The sequence below is a fragment of the Acrocarpospora pleiomorpha genome (assembly GCF_009687885.1).
Taxonomy (GTDB): Bacteria; Actinomycetota; Actinomycetes; order Streptosporangiales; family Streptosporangiaceae; genus Acrocarpospora; species Acrocarpospora pleiomorpha.
Map to the genome: position 1 here is coordinate 1 of NZ_BLAF01000087.1, position 17083 is coordinate 17083.

A 17083-nucleotide genomic window follows, 5' to 3' on the forward strand; every position below is an offset into this window, starting at 1 on the left:
TTCTCGGGCTCCGCCCGCCCCCGCCGACGCCGTGGTCGCCCGAAATCCCGCCCCGGGCTCCGCCAGTAGGCTCCGCCTGCCCCCCGGCCGGCACCATGATCGCCGAAATCCCGCCCCGGGCTCCGCCAGTAGGTTCTGCCCGCCCCCCGGCCGGCACCATGTCGCCGAAATCCCGCATGACCCGAATTCCCGGACGAGTGATCCCGGTCAAGCGGATGCCCAGGCCAGAAGCCTGCGTGAGGCCGACGCGTCAGGTAGTCTGGCCCTACGTACGAAGGAGGTGAGACCCATTACCGCCAGATCAGGCCGGGTGCTCTCCTCTCGTGGCCGTTTCTAGGTGACATCGAGAGCGCCCTTCGGCATCCCCGGAAGGCTTCTATGTCGCTTCTCACCTTGCCCGCCATCGTCATCCGGCTGCGCGCCGCAGGCTGCGTGTTCGCCGAGGACGAGGCGGAACTGCTCGTCTCCACCGCCAGAACCCCGGATGATCTCGCGGGTATGGTCGACCGGCGCGTCGCCGGGCTCCCGCTGGAGCATGTCCTCGGCTGGGCGGAATTCTGTGGTCTGCGGATCGCCGTGGATCCGGGGGTGTTCGTCCCCCGGCGCCGTACCGAATTCCTGGTCGAGCGGGCGCTGGCCCTGACCGGCGGCGGGGCCGTGATCGTGGACCTGTGCTGCGGCTCGGGCGCGGTTGGCGCGGCCCTGGTCGCCGCCCTCGGCCAGGTCGAGCTGCACGCGGTCGACATCGACCCGATCGCGGTACGGTGCGCCAGGCGCAACCTCGATACCCCGGTCTACCAGGGCGACCTCTACGACCCGCTCCCCCGGAACTTGCGCGGACGCGTCGACATCCTGGTGGCCAGCGCCCCCTATGTCCCCACCGGCGCGATCGGCCTGCTCCCCGCCGAAGCCCGCGTGCACGAACCCATGATCGCCCTCGACGGCGGCGCGGACGGCCTGGACGTGGTCCGCCGGGTGACCGCCCAGGCCGCGGAATGGCTCGCCCCGGGTGGCCACCTCCTGGTCGAGACGAGCGCGCGCCAGGCCGCCAGCACCGCTGAGGCGATCGCCCGCGGCGGCCTGGTCCCCCGGGTGACCGGCTCCGACGACCTGGACGCCACCGTCGTGATCGGAGCCCCGATCAGCTGAAGAGCTTGCCCAGGAACACCGTCAGCCGGTTCCGGGTCCGCTCGATCAGCTCGGCCTCGGTCAGCGACTCCTCGAACCGCCCGCCCACGTCCGGGATCTTCTTTCCGCGCACGTAGAGCGAGCAGGCCATGTCGGTGCACATGTACAAACCAACGGAATTGTTCTCTCGCCCGGCCAGACCCGCCTTCCGGGCGGTCATCAGCGACACCCCGTTCCCGGGATGCGTGGTCTGGCACAAGGAGCACATGGTCCGCTGCAGGAACGCCCGCGCCTGCCCGGGAAACCGCAACGCCACCCCGATCAGCTGGTCCCCGTATTCGGTGACGAGGTAGCTGCGATCGGGCGCGCCGGGGTCGAGCCACCCCAGGAAGTCCAGATCCTCCCACGGCCGATCGGCCAGATCCCTCGGCACGGCCAGCCGCTTGGCCTCACCCTTGGAGCAGTTGATGAACGAACCACGAATCTCCTGCTCAGTTACCGCTTTCATGGCCCAGAAGCTACCGGCGGCCCCCGGCCGCGCCCAACGCATTTTCCGGTGCTCAGCGCCAGCGGCTGACGATCATTCGCCACAACACGACCTGCACCAGGGCGAGGACGACGGCGAACGGCATCAGCGTCCACACGCCGACGCCCTGCGCGATGGCCCCGGCCAGCCACGGGAGCGCGGCGCCGCCGACGACCGAGAATCCGTTGATCACGCCGATGGCGGTGGGCACCAGCCGATCCGAGGTCAGGTTGGGCACCACCGCCATGGCGGTCGGGAAGATCGGCCCGAGAAAGAACCCGAGCAGCACGAACCCGACTCCGGCCACGGCGAACACCGGCGCCACCCAGATCAGCAGCGCGGACGCGGCCACCCCGGCCAGGCAGCCGAAGGTCATCCCACCGGCGCCGATCCCGAACCTGACCGCGATCGGGCTGATCAGGAACCGGCCCAGCGTCAACCCGAGCCAGTATCCGCTGACGGTGTATCCGGCGACCAGTTCCTGCTGCGCGTGCTCCTCGATGAGGAACGTGAATCCCCAGTTGCCGACGCCGATCTCCAGCCCGACGTACACGGCCAGGAAGAGCGACGCCAGCAGCACGACCGGGGTACGCAGCACGACCGGCAACAATCGTGGCCGCACTTCGGCTTCCTCGCCGGCTCCGGTCTCCCGGCGAGGGTAGCTGACCAGGAATCCGATGATCAGCGGCACGGTGATGAGCCCCAGCACCAGCACGACCGCCGTCCACGGCAGGAATCCCACCAACCAGGCGGCCAGCAACGGCCCCAGCAGCGCCCCCACCCCGAAGAACGCGTGCAGATGGTTGAGCAGCGTCGTGGCCGACGGCAGCTCGGCCAGGTACGCGTTGAGCACCGATTCCATCAATCCCGTGCCGTACCCCGCCAGCACCTGAACCGCGACGAGCCCCACGAAAGACGGCCGGATCGCCATGTACAGGGACGCCGCCAGGAACGCGCCCCCACCCACGGCCAGCGCGTACCGCGTCCCCAGCCGGTGGATCAGCGCCCCCGAGGTGGCCCCGGCGAGCATGAACCCGGCCGAGAAGGTGAAGAAGGTGATCCCGATCGTCGCCTTGTCGACTTCGTAGTCGCCGATCTGCGCCGCCAGCACCACCCCGTTGGCGCCGGCGCTCAACCCGACCAGCACGAAAGCCGCGTACGCCAGCACGACAGGCACCCGCAACGGACCGCCCAGAACTCTCACAAGTCCCCCAAATAGATTTTGCGGACACCCGGAGCCTGGCATACGTGAGGCGAACTCGCCAAGATCCCCAGCCCGGGAAATCCGAGGCCCGCCACGCCTTCGGAAGGGCCGCCATCTTCGATATGACAACGCCCCGTAAAACATTTCATACACTCTTGCGGCTGCATAAGGATGCCCTGGCCGGTGAAACGGGCAGGACCTGGGAATGCTCCACGCCACTGATTTCGCCGAGAATGAGTACCAGGACATCTACTCCGGACATCTTGGCGGGCGAACCCTGCCCAAATTCGTCATTCCCCGAGAGCCCAGCGACCCTCGCACGGTTTATGCCCTGATCCGGGATGAACTCGCCCTCGACGGCAACTCCGCGCAGAATCTCGCCACTTTCTGCACGACCTGGACGGAACCGGAAATTCACCGCCTGATGGACGACTGCCTCGGCAAGAACATGATCGACAAAGATGAGTATCCGCAGACCGCGGAGATCGAGTCCCGGTGCGTGCACATCCTGGCCAACCTGTGGAACAGCCCGAGCGGCGCGCGTACGATCGGCTGCTCGACGACGGGATCGAGCGAGGCCGCCATGCTCGCCGGACTCGCCCTGAAATGGCGCTGGCGCGGCACCGGACGACCCAACCTGGTGTGCGGCCCGGTCCAGGTCTGCTGGGAGAAGTTCGCCCGCTACTTCGACGTCGAACTCCGGCAGGTTCCACTGGAGCCCGGCGCGACCGGCCTGCGGCCGAATCAGCTCCGCGACCACGTCGACGAGAACACCATCGGCGTGGTGGCCATCCTCGGCGTCACCTACACCTGCGACTACGAGCCGGTCGCCGCCCTCGCCGCCGAACTGGACGCCATCCAGGCCGACACCGGCCTCGACATCCCCCTCCACGTCGACGCCGCCAGCGGCGGATTCATCGCGCCTTTCGTCCAGCCCGAGCTGGAATGGGACTTCCGGATCCCCCGCGTCGCCTCGATCAACTCCTCCGGCCACAAGTACGGCCTCGCCCCGCTCGGCGTCGGCTGGGTGGTCTGGCGCACCGCCGACCTGCTCCCGGAGGAACTCGTCTTCCGCGTCGACTACCTGGGCGGCGAGATGCCGACGTTCGCCCTCAACTTCAGCCGCCCCGCCGGGGAGATCGTCGCCCAGTACTACAACTTCCTGCGCCTCGGCCGCGAGGGCTACACGGCGATCCAGCGCGTCTGCCTGGACACCGCCGCCCACCTCGCGGGACAGATCGAGCGCATGGGCCCTTTCACCCTTTTGTACGGCGGCGACGGCGCCCTTCCCGCCGTCTGCTACACCACGACCGAGGACGCGGGCTTCTCCCTTTACGACCTCTCCACCCAGCTTCGGATCAGAGGCTGGCAGGTCCCCGCATACCCGCTGCCCCCCGACCGCCAGGAAACGGTCGTGCAACGCGTCCTCGTCCGCCACGGGATCAGCCGCGACGTCGTCTCCCTGCTCGCGCAGGACATCCGCCGCGGCATCAAGGAACTGACCGGCACCTCCCCCAAACGCCCACAAGTCTGCTTCCACCATTAACATCCGGGAAGACCAGCCGGAGAGCCATTTGGAAAGCCCCAAAATAGGATTTGTCCCACCCTGGTCCCGACAGGCGCTCGATTTACCGCCTTGGGATAGGTAATACTCACCCAATGGTGGCGATTCCGCCCCGCCTTGGATGGTGCCCATGCCTCGTCGTTGGTGTTCCTTACTGGGACTGGTGACAGTCGCCCCCTGGCTTCTGGTGTCCATCCAGAACCTGACCGACGACGCCCCCGACGCCACCTACCGCTCCATGCTGGCCATGCTCGCCGCCCAGCTCCTGCTCCTGCTCTCCTTCGCGGCGACCTGGACCCGCTGGAAAGCCGGCCCGCCACTCCTGGCCTCGTCGGTCGTGGCGTACGCCCTGGCGGCGGCCTTCGCCGCGATCGACAACAACGGCGATCCGGTCCTGGCCGTCATCCTGTTCGCCCTGGCCCCGGCCATGGCCGCGTTGCCGATCATGCTGACCGGCCGGACGTCCGTACCGACCGGCTGAAAACGTCACACCGTCGCCCAGGTCGTTATCACGTCCGCGATGCCGGGGCAGCGGCACCACAGCCGGAACCGGTCGACCGGCTTGGCGGTGATGGTGAACCCGCCCACCTCGTCCACCGGCGTCTCCGGCCCCCAGCCGGATTCGACCCAGATCCGGACCGTCCCGGGCCGGGGCGGCACCAGCTGGCCGACCAGCGTTCGCTCCGTGACCTCGATCTCGATGGTCAGTTCGGCCGACCGGAAGGCCAGGGAATGGAGATGGGCGGTGTCGGCGCGGGTCAGCGCGAGGTCTTCCTCGTGCTGGGCCGAGTCGTAGGCGAGAACGGCGAGTTCGGCGTCGATGCCGTGCCAGGCGTACGCGGTCTTGGCGGCCTCGACGAAGTCACGCGGGACGACCTCTTCGGCTTTCAGCGCGGCGGCCAGCAGGCCGAGGAGTTCGTCGTCATCCAATCCCTCAACGTCCCATCGCTCAGCCACGTCGGTCACCGCCCGGTGCCGGTGTCCCGGCATCCATCAGCGCGGCGAGTTCCGGATCGCCGCGCAGCTTGGCCAGGCAGCGTGCCCGGGTCGGGCCGATGCTCCCGATCCGTATCCCGAGGCGTGCGCTGATCTCCGCGTAGGGGACGTCCTGGATGAGGAGCGAGATTAGGCGCTGGCACGCCGGGGACAGCCGGGCGAAGGCTGCGCGTAACGCCGCGTCCCGTTCGGCTGCTTCCAGCGTCTGGTCCATGCTGAGGGACTTGTCATCGGGATACATGGTGATGTCCGGGGGAAGCTCGACGTTCAGATGGTCACGTCGTGCCCTGAGAGTGCGGAAACATTCGTGTTTGGTGGTGGTGGCGAGCCACGAGCCGAAACGATCCGCCTGGCGCACCCCGGACAGGTGCTCGACGGTGAGCAACCACACGCGCTGGGCCACGTCATCGATGTCCTGTCGGCTGGCCAGGTATCCCCGGCAGATCGACCACACCATGGGCGAGTAGCGCTTGACCAGCTCGTCCCACGCGTTCTGGTCACCGGCGCGGGCCCGGACGACGAGAGCTTCGACCGGCGAGTGGTCGGGCATCGTGCTCTCCTTTCGGCACCGGCGGTTCGCTATCGTCGAACCACCCTGATGTCCTGCGAGCTGAATACCGGTCGCGTCGAGGAGAGAAGCAGCTCGTTCGCCGCCTCCGCGACGGTGCCGCCCTGCGCTCCGGCCTGTCCCGCGATGAAGCCCGCCACGTCCGCGGTGGCGAAAGAGCTTCCGTCCCAGGTCGCGTAGCCTTCGCCGAAGTCCTCGATCTCGGGCAGGTCGACCATCTGGCCCCGGGCGTGGTCCACGGTCACCAGTTGCACTTCGCCGGGCAGGAACAGGCCACGTCTCCCGGTTCCGCGCGCCATGACATCGGCCCAGACCGCCTGGTCCAGGCGGGGCGAGAAGAAGGCCGCCTTACCAAGATCGTCGTCCGCGCCGACCGCGATCACGGTGGAGCTGGCGGCCGGCCACATGGGTGTCGCGGCGGGAGGCTTGCGCGGGCTTGACGTCGGCAGGTCGGCGTGGTTGCCGAGAGCCGCCACTTTCACCACGCCGGCGGTCCGTTCGCAGGCGCGCCGCAGCACCAGCGGTTCCTGCCCGTCGGCCGAGGTGCCGCCCAGGGCCAGGACGAACATGTCGAGGTCGTCCTTCAAGCTCTCCACCATGGCCTTGGCCACCTCCCACGCCGTGGTGAGGAGGGTTCGCTCGTCGAGCACCGGCTTGATGACGAATTCCGCCGCCGGCGCCCGCTCGGCGGCGATCGAGCAGACCAGGAGGCAGTGCCCGGCGAACGAGGGAAGCATTGTCCCCTCTTCTTGTTCGATGAGAGCATCCGGTGCCGATTCGTACCGCCCGTCCAGGCCGGGATGGGGAAACAGCCGGGTATCGAACACGCCAATGCGTATCCGGCGATCCCGTTGCGGCGTTTGCGGCGGCAGCCTGAACGCGGCGGCTCTTTTCGGATGGCCGAAGCTGCCGCCGTGGTACGGCGCGGCCTCAATGCTTTCGCACATCCGGTTCTTCGCCATCGCCGGGTACCAGCCGAAATGCTTTTCGGCGAATTTCTCGCGGAGGTGGAACAACAGCTCGTCCAGCGGAGTGCTCGCCACTCCGGCGTACGTCTTTCCCCCCGCCTTCTCCATTCTCTCCTTGAGATCAGCCCTGTCCTGCAGGTTCGCCAGGGCCTCGTCGAGCCCGTCCAGTTCGAGCCTCGTGAGCCCGAGCGCATCGTTGTGTTCCGGCAGGGCCGCCAGTGCGATTTTCAGGTCGCGCAGCGCTTCTTGCACAAGGCCCTGCTCTTTCAGGTCCACCACGATCTGATCGACATGGAACGACTCGGTCACCCGGCGTGCGATCCGGGAATTCTCGGCTGCCACGCGACTGTCCCTTCTTTGCGAGTGCGGCGTCTCCCGATATAGAGAGTGGTTGTCGCCCGGCTGATACATCACAGCGGCGGGACTCCGCGACAAACTGCTGGGATGGACATCAGCGCTCTGGATCTGGCGGCCGAAATGCTGCGGCAGGCGGAGGATGATCCGGCGCGGCTGATGATCGTGGCGTCCGGCGTCGCCGGCCGGGCCAAAGCGAGCGGCGACTTCGCGCTCGCCTCGGTCGCGGCCCGGGCCATGGGCGTCGCCGCCTTCCACGTCACGAGCCTCGACGTCGCGGCCCGCCACCTCAGAGCCGCGATTCAGCTCGCCGCCCAGGCGCGGGCGCCGGAACTGGCGGCGGAGGCCCGGTTACGGCTGGCGTTCGTCTGCTGCGTACGGGGCCACATCCAGCAGGCCATGGCGGAGATCGACACGGCGATGAGCGATCTGCGGGGATCCGGCCGGGCCCGCGCGGAGGCGCAGCGAGGCGTGATCTTCAACTTCCTCAAGCGGCCGGAGGAGGCGCTGGCCTGCTACCGCAACGCGGTCCCGGTCCTGCGGCGGGACGGGGACCGCCTCTGGCTGCAGCGGGTGCTGTCCAACCGCGGGATCATCCACGGCTACCGGCACGAGTTCGCGGCCGCCGAGACGGATCTGGCCGAAGCCGAGGCGCACTGCGAACAGCTGGACCTCGATCTCTCCATGGCCATCGTGCAGCAGAATCGTGGCTGGGTCAGCGCGATGCGCGGCGATGTCCCCACCGCGCTGCTGCGGCTGGATCTCGCCGAGCGCCGGTTCCGCGCCCTGGGCACCCACCAGCTGTGCTGGACTCTCGTCGACCGAGCCGAGCTGCTGCTCTCGGCCGGCCTCATCGCCGAGGCGGCCGAGGCCGCCCAGGAGGCGGTCGCCGAGTTCGAGCTCAGGCGGCGCGCCATCGGCCTGCCCGAGGCACGACTGGTCCTGGCCCGAACGGCCTACCTGAGCGGCGAGTACACCGCCTCGGCGGAGGTGGCGCGCAGGGCGGCCCGCGACTTCGCCCGGCAGCGCCGCCCGGACTGGGTGGCGATGGCGCGATTCGTGGCGGTGCGGGCGTCGATCGCCAGAACCGGCGGCAGAGGCGTGACCGTCGCGCGGATCGAGCGGTGCGCGGCCGCGCTGGAAAGCTCGGGCTGGGCGCTGACCGGCGTGGAGGCGCGGATGCTCGCGGCCGGCCTCGCCGCGGAGCGGGGCCAGGCCGGTCGCGCTCGCGAGCAGCTGGAGCCGGCCGCCCGGCGGCGCCATCGCGGCCCGGCCCTGCTGCGGATCCGCGCCTGGCACGCGGAGGCTCTGCTGAGGCTGGCCCGAGGCGACCGGCGCGGGGCCCGGAGCGCGATCCGCACGGCGCTGCGCGTGCATGACGAGCACGGGGCGACCCTGCGGGCCACCGACCTGCGCGCGCACGCCTCCGGGTTCCGGGTGGAAGTGGCGGAGGCCGGGCTCCGGATGGCCCTGCAGGACGGCGACCCCGCCCAGGTCCTGGCCTGGGCGGAGCAGGGCAGGGCCAGGCACCTGCTCATGCGACCCGCGCGGCCGCCGGATGATCCCGGCCTGGCCGAGGCCATGGCGCAGCTGAGGGTCGTCGTCGCCGAGATCGGTGAGGCACGTGCCGCCGGGCAGAGCGCCGGTGGCCTGGCCAAGCGGCAGCTCGCGCTCGAACGGGAGATCCGCGACCGCTGCCGCCGCCAGGCCGGCGAATCTCCCCGGGTGCGGACCCGCCCGGTACGGCCCGGCGAACTCGATCTCGATGACGCCGCGCTGGTCGAGTACGTTCACCTCGACGACCTGCTGTACGCGGTCACCGTGGCCGACGGCCGGGTCCGGTTACACCGGCTGGGGCCCCTGCCGCCGATCCGCGAGATCATCGATCGCGTGCCCTTCGCGCTGCGGCGGCTGGCCCGGCACCGCTCCAGCTCCGCCGGCCGCTCCGCCGCCGCGATGCTCCTGGAACACGCCGCCACCCGGTTGGACGCGGCCCTGCTGCGCCCGCTGGCGGCCGAGATCCGCGACCGGCCCGTGGTGCTGATCCCGAGCGGTCCGCTCCAGGCGATGCCCTGGTCGATCCTGCCCTCCTGCGCCGGACGGACGGTCACCCTGTCGCCCTCGGCCACCCTGTGGCACGCCAGCACCAGGGGCCAGCCCGTGGACGGGCCGACGATCGCGGCCGCGGGACCTGACCTGCCGGGGGCCCGCGCCGAGGTCGAGGCGGTCGCCTCGATCCACGCCGTGCCGCCGCTGGTGGGCGAGGCGGCGAGCACGGAGGCGGTGCTGGCCGCGCTGGACGGCGCCGGCCTGGCCCATCTGGCGGCCCATGGCCGCCTGCACGCGACGAACCCCTTGTTCTCCTCCCTGCGCCTGGCGGACGGCCCGCTGACCATCTACGACCTGGAACGCCTGCGCCGCCCGCCGCAGGTGCTCGTGCTGGCCGCCTGCGACAGCGGGCGTTTCGTCGTCCGCGCGGGAGACGAGCTGCTGGGGTTGAGCGCGACCTTCCTCGCGCTCGGCACCCGCGCGATCGTGGCGCCGGTCCTGTCGGTCCTCGACGCCGAGACCACCACCCTCATGATCGCTCTCCACAAGCTCCTGGCCGCCGGGCATTCCGTCGCGTCCGCGCTCGCGCAGACCCAGCGCCAGATCGCGGGAGAGGACGCGCAGGCCGGCGCCCTCGCGGCCGCGTTCGTCTGCATCGGGGCCGACTGCGTCATAACGCCGTAACGGCGTCCTTGTCAGCTCCGCTTTCTCTTCCTGCTGGTCGCGGGCTTCTTGGCCCTGATGACGGTCGTGCCGCTCGAGCCCCGCCTGGTGGTTTCGCGCTCGCGGGTCTGCTCGGTGGTGGTACGCCTGTCGGACGGGGACGGCGGTCGGTTGCGTGTGAATCCGTACGATTCGAGCGTGGTTGGCTGGGAGGTTCGCGAGGGGGGTGTGGGGGCCGTTTCGCGCTTGGTCTTCGTCAGGGGCGTGTTACCCGGTTCGTCGCGCTGAATCGGCGGCGGGATGTCATCGATCAGGGCAGGCAATCGTTCCTCAGGTGTCAGGGGATCCCGATCGATGTAGTGGTCACTGAAAAGCGCGTCGTTCTCCGCTTTTTCCTCGGGATCGACCGTGGCTTCCCCTTGTTTCTCCTGGTGAGGGTTGGGCGTGAACAGGACCTCGGCCGCCAGCTCGGCCATCAGCTCATCCTCACTGGAGGGATATCCGGTGTCGAAGCCTCCCTGGTCCCCCTGCGCGATGTAGAGGGCGTTGCACAGCGCCGGCCACGTACGGCGGTCCTCGATCGCCTCCTGTATCGCCTCCGGTAGCGAATCCTCGGTGGTGCTGGAGAACAATTCCTGCAGCGCTCCCGGCTCGGTGAGGAATTTGGGCGGCGGCCACGGATAGGTCTTCATGTGCGTGGCGAAATCCCTGCGGGTGAAAACACCCGGGAAGGCGTTCAGAAGAAGCCAGCATTTGAAGCAGCAGAGTTTGCCGACGCCCAGGCTGGCACCGGGATTTTTACGGCCGATGGTCAACGCCACCATCTCCGCGTGGACTTCCATCTCCTTGCCGTTTCCGGCCACGGGGATCTCGCTGGTGTAGGGCACGACCCGGATACGGCCGTGAGTCCGCTCCAGGTCGCGGAGGAAGGCGATGGTTTTGAGCAACCTCACCTCCGCGCGCTCCCTCGAGCGTTTCCCCAGCTGCTCCTCCCCGCCACGGCCACCCATCTGATCGAGGAGTTCCGCGAACCGCCGCCTGGCCTCATCGCCTACCGCACGAGACGCGCGCAGCAGTGCCTCCAGATCGTCACCCATCCAGTAGTCGGGGCGATTAGCGCAAATTCCGATCTCACGCCCCCTGTGGAGGACCGCGACGCACACACGATCGCCGTCGAAGGATGTGATCACGTCGGCCAGCCGGTCGAGCGCGCGATGGTAGCCGAGGGCCGGGTCCGCGCCGAGCCGGCGAAGCCATTCCTCCGTGGATCCATGTTCGTCCACGAGAGTGCTCTGACGGCCTTTTATCCACGTCTCAAGCCACTGCTGGGCTTCCTCCTGCTCAGCTCTGTACCTGCCGAAAGCGATCGGCGCCACTTCCATGGGCTGGCGGTCCGGAAGGCTTTGCTTGTCCGCTAGGGATTCGAGTTTCTCGAGGAAGGCCGCATACACATCCCGGTGTTTTTCCAGCAAAACCGACGTGGCGTTCACGTTGGGATCGTACTTTCCGACCCAGTAGAGCTCGGCCAGCACTTCGCCGGGGTTCTCGCTGGGCACATTCAGGGCCCGGCCGATGACCTCCCAGAGCAGGGCAGGCTTAGCCAAGTGCTCCCTGAGGTCAAGAATCGAACCGGACACGACCCTGCGGGCCTGAGCGAGCCAGTACACCGCCAGCGGATCACGGGGGTGATCCACGAAGAATCGCGTCAGTTCCCTGTTGCCGTCGGTGAATCCCTCCAGGTCCTTGAAATCCGCGAAGGGCGTCCGGCGGCGGAAATCCTCATATCCCGGTGGCAGGAGCACCGGTCCGGCAGAGGGTCGCACGGCGGCACGGTCGGCCATGATCTGATCGCCGTCGTCATCATGGTCACCCTCGTCAGCCAAGACGATCAACGTCCGGGACGGGTCCCGCCGGTAGTTCGACAACCGGCGCTGGGGCGGCTTGTCCGACGTTCCCCCAGTTGGCAGCGGAGTGGAGACCAGCTGCGGCGCCTGCTGCGGCGGCGGCGTACGGGAGGCCGGGACCGGGGTATCACCCGGCAGTTTGCGCTTCCTTGTCCGCGTCGGCTCGGTCCTGGACGACGAGACCGCACGCTGCGGCACCCCCGGCGGATGGTACGGCGTGGACATGACCCGAAACCCCCACTCGCTCTCCCCCGGCGTCCAACCCATATTGGCGGTGGCCGCCGAACGCGAAACCTACTGCGAAGGTGACAGTCACCCGCCCCGGCTGTGCCGTAACGCCGTAACCCGGTCCGGGGCGTGTATCAGATGGCGGACTACCCGGCTCTGTGTCTAGTGCGAGGAGATTTGACACGAGAAGAGCCGGGTTCCGAGGAATTTTCCGGCTCCACTTCACGAAGGTAGGAAACCGGGAAATGGAACGTCATCTACGCGACGAGTACTACGTGGTGAACGAGGGCGTGTACCGCGGCCGGCGAGGAGTGCCCTCGTGCGTGCGCCCGTCGACCCGGGAGGAGATCCGGCGCTTCCGCTTCTCCCGCCTGGTGGCACCCGATCTCTCCGGGGCGGGCGAAGCCGGTCCCGCCCTGTCGGAGGAGCTGCTGGGGCGGCTGGCCGACGCGATGACCGTACAGGATCAGGCCGAGATCGACAGCCAGCCCGACAGCGTCATCCCCGCGGGATACACCTATCTGGGGCAGAAGATCGACCATGACGTCACCATGGACCTCACGTCCGGGTCCCTCAACTCGAAGATCACAGTGGAGGAGCTCCTGCAGGGGCGCTCGCCCGCGCTGGACCTGGACTCGCTCTACGGGCTGGGCCCGGCGCACCCGGACAGTGCCGGGTTCTACGCCTCCGACGGCGTCCGGCTGCTCATGGGGAAGAACATCGCCGGGGGCGACATGCCCGCGCTGGATGACTTCGACCTGCCGCGGCGCGAGGTTCCCGTCGCGGGCCGGGGCACGGCTCTGATCCCCGACCACCGCAACGACGAGAACCTCGCGGTGGCGCAGATCCACCTCGCCTTCATCCGGTTCCACAACAAGGTGGTGGCCGATCTCGCGGGGGCCGGCACGCCCAGCGTGACTCTCTTCGAGACGGCGCGCGAACTGGTGGTGAAGCACTACCAGTGGATGATCCGGCACGACTACCTGCCGAGGATCGTCGACCCCGGCATCGTCGACGATGTCTTCAAGTACGGCCGGAGATTCTTCGAGACCTCGGCCACCCAGCCCGGCGACACCCCCACGATGCCGGTCGAGTTCTCCATGGCCGCGTTCCGTTTCGGGCACAGCATGGTCCGGGACCGGTACGAATGGAACAGCGTCTTCAACAGCGACCCGACGGCTCCGAGACATCGGGCCCAGGCGACTCTGCAGCAGCTCTTCCGATTCTCCGGCACGGGCGGCGACCGGACCTTCGACGTCTCCCTGCCCTCGGACTGGATCGCCGACTACTGCCGGCTGTTCGACCTGACCACGGTGCCCGGCGCCGATGCCGCGTTCCGCCGGTCCCCCGCCGAGTTCAACTTCGCCAAGCGCATCGACACGCTGGTGGTCGATTTCCTGCGCAGGCTTCCCCCGGCCACCTTCGGCGCGGCCGCCGGCGTGAGCGTCAGCGACCGGGAACGCAACCTCGCCTTCCGCAATCTGATGCGGGCGAACACGGTCGGCCTGGCGAGTGGCCGGCGGGCGGCCGCGCTCCTCGAGGTGGAGGCGCTGGACGACAAGCAGATCCTGGTCGGGTCCGGCGGCGCCGACCTCGCCGGTCTCTCCGAAGCGGACCAGCGGGCGCTGGTCGCGAACACGCCGCTGTGGTTCTACATCCTGCGGGAGGCGGAGATCAATGGCGGGCGCCTCACCGGTGTCGGCGGGCGGATCGTCGCCGAGGTGTTCCACCGGGCCATGGAGGGCAGCCGCCACTCGATCGTCCGCGAGCCCTCCTGGCGGCCGACCCTCGGTCTGGAGCCCGGGAAATTCGACATGCCGCATCTGCTGATCTACGCGTTCGAGAATCGGAGTGATCTGCTCAACCGGGTTGGGTGACCGCCGCCTCGCGGTAGGCCGAGCGCAGGCCGGCGGCCAGGAGCAGGGTGACGACGACGGAGGCGCAGGCCATGACACCCATCGCGGTGGCCGGGGTGGTGAGCTGGGCGATCGTTCCGGCCAGGGCCGCGCCGACGCCCTGCATGGTGAGCAGGCCGGAGGATTGCAGGCCGAGGGCCTGGCCGCTGATCGATTCGGGGGTGAGGGCCAGCAGGCGTTCCTGGAGGAGCAGGCTGGCGGAGAAGCCGATGGAGGCGAGGGCGACGGCGGCCACGGCGAAGGGGAAGGACGGGTGCAGGAAGAAGATCAGGTAGGGGACGGCGAGGAGGAGGCGGAGGGGGGCGCCTAGCCGTACGCGCCAGTGAGGCGGGAGGAAGCGGCCCGCGGCGATGTCGCCGAGGAGCATGCCGAAGGCGGCGAAGGCGAACAGCACGCCCGCGTGGGCGGGGTCGAAGGCGACGAAGAGGGACTCGCAGCCGACGATCAAGCCGTTGGGGACCCACAACGCGAGGTAGAGGGACCGGCGGGACCCGGACGACCAGAGGACGCGGTTGGTGCGCCAGGTTTCGGGGATCGAGGGGCGGCCGGTGGCGCGGGGCGGCCTGGCGGTCAGGCCGAGGCGGGCGGTGGCGGCGGCGAGCAGGTAGAGGGACGCGCCGGTGAGGAGGGTGAGAGCAGGGGTCAGGAGGGTGACGAGCAGGCCGCCGACAGCGTATCCGGCGATCTGCTGGACGCCGACGGACATGTTGATCGTGGAGCGGCCGAGCAGGTAGCCGTCCTTGGGGAGGATCTCGTTGAGGAGGCCGAAACGCACGCCGCCGCCGATGGAGGCGGCCAGGCCGAGGAGGAAGATGATCGCGAAGATCGCCCAGACGGGCAGGCCCGGGATGGCCACGGCGGCCGTGCCGAGGGCGAAGGTGAGGGCGAGGGCGATCATGGCGGCGCGGGGCGGCAGGCGATCGGCCGCCGACAGCAGGGCGAGCGCGCCGATCATCTGCGCGAAGGACGGGCCGAACATGCTCAGAGCGGATAACAACGGCGAACTGGTGGCGGTGTAGACGAGCACGCCGAGGGCCAGGCCGCTGACGGTGGAGGCGGCGATCTGCAGGGATACGACGGAGAACAGGGCCTTGAATTCGGGGACGCGGAAAAGATCCCCATAGGTGCGCATGCCGTGAAGTCTCCGGGCGGCCCGCGCGCGGGCGTTATTGTTTCGCGGGGAGGCGAAACAATGGGGTTGTGGCAGGTCAACGCCGACACGATGGCGGGCAGCCGGTTCGTGGTCTCGGCGGCGGCCGAAACCACCGCGTGCATGTTCGCCCTGCAGAAGGGCATGGCCACGCACCCGGGCGACCGCGCGTGGCTGGACGTCCACTCCCCCGCCTACCAAGCCCGGCTGGCCGGTGACCCGATCACCGCGCTGCTGCTGCGGGCGGCCTGGGGACGCAACTGGATCGCCGACTTCCTCACCCCGACCCCGCCGGGCGACGGCGACCCTGCCTTCCTCGACGAGATCGGCCGGGTACGGCGCACGCCGCCCGAGGTCGTCCACGCCGACCTGGAGGTGTGCCTGCGCCGCCCTCTCCCGGCGGCGCTCCGGCGCGACGATCTCGCCGACCGCGCGGCCGACCTGCTGGAATGGGTGTGGGCGGAGGCCGTGCTCCCGTACTGGCCGAGGCGGCGGCGCATCCTTGAGGCCGATATCGTCGCGCGTACCAGGCATCTCGGGCAGGGCGGGTGGGCGGCGGCGCTGGACGACATGCGTCCGGGCATGCGCTGGCTGGGCGACAACCGCCTGCAGATCAACACCCACGACTATCCGCCGCGGGACGTGACGGACGCCCAGCTGATGTTCGTTCCGGTGACGCCGCGCTGGGGGTGGGTTTCCTGGGGCAGCGGGCGGCGTTTCTGCGTCGTCTATCCCTGTTCTGGCCTGCTCGCCGAACCCGAACCCGAACCCGAACCGGCACGGCCCGCGGACGCCCTGGCGCGGCTGATCGGCGCGGGGCGGGCGCACGTCCTGACGCTGCTGGACACGCCGAAGAGCACGTCGCATCTGGTGGCGCTGACCGGCCAGGGTCTGGGCTCCGTCGGCCGCCACCTCAAGATCCTGCTGGACGCCGGGCTGGTCCAGCGCCGCCGATCGGGGCTATCTGTCCTGTATTACCGTACGGACGCGGGCGCGACTCTGACTCAATCGTCGAACAGGGCCTGAGGTGGCGCGGTGCTCAGGCCGTCCACCTGAGCACCGCGCCGGGTGTTCTCCCGCGCACTATGCAACCGTGTTTCCCTGTCAACGCACAGGGCCACTCCCCCACCGGTTGTGGACCCCTTCAGCCGATGACGGCGGCGACGAGCTGGGAAGGGTCGCGTTCCAGCTGGTCGCGGGCGTGGATGTAGATGTCGGTGGTGGCGGAGCTGGCGTGGCCCAGCGCGTGCTGGAGCTGCTTGACCGAGGCGCCGCGGTCGCTGGCCACGGTGGCGAAGGTGTGCCGGAGGGAGTGCGGGGTGACCTTGGACTCCAGGCCTGCGGCTTTGGCGACGCGGATCACCAGGCGGTAGGCGTCGGTACGGTCGAGCGCCCGGCCTGAGGCGGTCGCGAACAGGGGACCGGTGAGCTGGGCGACGGGGATCCCGGCGGTGGCGGCGCGTGCCTCCAGGTAGGCGTCGACGGCGGCCGCGGTGGCGGGCGGCAGGTTGCGCACCCGGGTTTTCTGTCCTTTGCCGACGATGCGGAGGGTGCGGTGGCCGCGCTGGTGGCCGAGGTCGGCGATCGTAGCGGCGAGTGCCTCCGACACGCGCGGCCCCAGTTCGATCATGAGGCGGATGAACGCGGCCGTGCGGGGACCGGTCGGGCCAGGGACGGCGTCGGCGGCGGCGACCATGGCGCGGGCCTCGTCCTCGGTGAGGCCGACGGTTTCGGACTGGAAGCGTTCGACCTTGGGGCGGCGGACTCGGGCGAACGGGTTGGCGGGGAGCACGCCTTCCTCGGCGGCGTAGCCGTACCAGCTGGAGATCGCGGAGAGTTTGCGGGCGAGGGTGCGGGGGGCGGTC

General features: G+C 69.4%; 14 protein-coding genes. 6 read left to right on the top strand and 8 right to left on the bottom strand.

Translation table 11 applies throughout. The features are described from left to right. Positions 1 to 378 precede the first annotated feature (378 nt). A complete protein-coding gene (locus tag Aple_RS46220; RefSeq protein ID WP_155351155.1) occupies positions 379 to 1149 on the top strand; it encodes a putative protein N(5)-glutamine methyltransferase in 771 nt (256 codons plus the stop codon). Here the strand turns inward: Aple_RS46220 and Aple_RS46225 are convergent. Both Aple_RS46225 and Aple_RS46230 read right to left on the bottom strand, forming a co-directional pair. Continuing rightward, positions 1142 to 1636, bottom strand: a complete 495-nt coding sequence (locus Aple_RS46225) for an FBP domain-containing protein (RefSeq protein ID WP_155351156.1) — start codon at positions 1634 to 1636, stop codon at positions 1142 to 1144. The two genes, Aple_RS46220 and Aple_RS46225, sit on opposite strands and share 8 nt — an antisense overlap. 52 nt (positions 1637 to 1688) lie before the next feature. Continuing rightward, positions 1689 to 2858: an MFS transporter gene (locus Aple_RS46230; RefSeq protein ID WP_170322007.1), complete on the bottom strand. Its 1170-nt coding sequence runs from the start codon at positions 2856 to 2858 to the stop codon at positions 1689 to 1691. A 205-nt stretch (positions 2859 to 3063) separates the two neighbouring features. Between Aple_RS46230 and gad the strand changes: the two genes are divergently transcribed. Both gad and Aple_RS46240 read left to right on the top strand, forming a co-directional pair. Further along, on the top strand, positions 3064 to 4404 hold the full coding sequence (gene gad, locus Aple_RS46235) for a glutamate decarboxylase (RefSeq protein ID WP_155351158.1): 1341 nt from the start codon (positions 3064 to 3066) through the stop codon (positions 4402 to 4404). A gap of 181 nt (positions 4405 to 4585) precedes the next feature. Further along, the gene (locus Aple_RS46240) at positions 4586 to 4903 is read left to right on the top strand and encodes a hypothetical protein (RefSeq protein ID WP_155351159.1); all 318 of its coding nucleotides are present in this window, start codon (positions 4586 to 4588) and stop codon (positions 4901 to 4903) included. 5 nt (positions 4904 to 4908) lie between these two features. Here the strand turns inward: Aple_RS46240 and Aple_RS46245 are convergent, their stop codons facing one another. From Aple_RS46245 to Aple_RS46255, 3 genes are read right to left on the bottom strand one after another with little or no spacing between them, the layout of a single operon-like run. After that, on the bottom strand, positions 4909 to 5379 hold the full coding sequence (locus Aple_RS46245) for a hypothetical protein (protein ID WP_155351160.1): 471 nt from the start codon (positions 5377 to 5379) through the stop codon (positions 4909 to 4911). After that, positions 5372 to 5968, bottom strand: coding sequence for an RNA polymerase sigma factor (locus tag Aple_RS46250; RefSeq protein WP_155351161.1), 597 nt, complete (start codon positions 5966 to 5968; stop codon positions 5372 to 5374). Before Aple_RS46250 ends, Aple_RS46245 begins: the two co-directional genes overlap by 8 nt. A gap of 29 nt (positions 5969 to 5997) precedes the next feature. Beyond that, positions 5998 to 7296, bottom strand: a complete 1299-nt coding sequence (locus Aple_RS46255) for a S8 family serine peptidase (protein ID WP_170322008.1) — start codon at positions 7294 to 7296, stop codon at positions 5998 to 6000. Between the two features lie 102 nt (positions 7297 to 7398). On the opposite strand from Aple_RS46255, the gene Aple_RS46260 reads away from it, so the two are divergent. Next, positions 7399 to 10041, top strand: a complete 2643-nt coding sequence (locus tag Aple_RS46260; protein ID WP_155351163.1) for a CHAT domain-containing protein — start codon at positions 7399 to 7401, stop codon at positions 10039 to 10041. 11 nt (positions 10042 to 10052) lie between these two features. Here the strand turns inward: Aple_RS46260 and Aple_RS46265 are convergent, their stop codons facing one another. Continuing rightward, the gene (locus Aple_RS46265) at positions 10053 to 11945 is read right to left on the bottom strand and encodes a hypothetical protein (protein ID WP_170322009.1); all 1893 of its coding nucleotides are present in this window, start codon (positions 11943 to 11945) and stop codon (positions 10053 to 10055) included. Between the two features lie 452 nt (positions 11946 to 12397). Here Aple_RS46265 and Aple_RS46270 point away from each other — a divergent pair, with 452 nt between their 5' ends. Further along, positions 12398 to 14029, top strand: coding sequence for a peroxidase family protein (locus tag Aple_RS46270; protein WP_155351165.1), 1632 nt, complete (start codon positions 12398 to 12400; stop codon positions 14027 to 14029). Here Aple_RS46270 and Aple_RS46275 read toward each other — a convergent pair. Further along, positions 14013 to 15200 carry an MFS transporter gene (locus tag Aple_RS46275; protein ID WP_155351166.1) on the bottom strand — a complete coding sequence of 396 codons (1188 nt, stop codon included), beginning with the start codon at positions 15198 to 15200 and terminating at the stop codon, positions 14013 to 14015. The two genes, Aple_RS46270 and Aple_RS46275, sit on opposite strands and share 17 nt — an antisense overlap. Positions 15201 to 15260: 60 nt before the next feature. Between Aple_RS46275 and Aple_RS46280 the strand changes: the two genes are divergently transcribed. Further along, positions 15261 to 16244 carry an ArsR/SmtB family transcription factor gene (locus Aple_RS46280; protein WP_155351167.1) on the top strand — a complete coding sequence of 328 codons (984 nt, stop codon included), beginning with the start codon at positions 15261 to 15263 and terminating at the stop codon, positions 16242 to 16244. A 118-nt stretch (positions 16245 to 16362) separates the two neighbouring features. Here the strand turns inward: Aple_RS46280 and Aple_RS46285 are convergent. Beyond that, positions 16363 to 17083: tyrosine-type recombinase/integrase (locus Aple_RS46285; RefSeq protein ID WP_155351168.1), on the bottom strand; the 721-nt coding region annotated here is incomplete at its 5' end.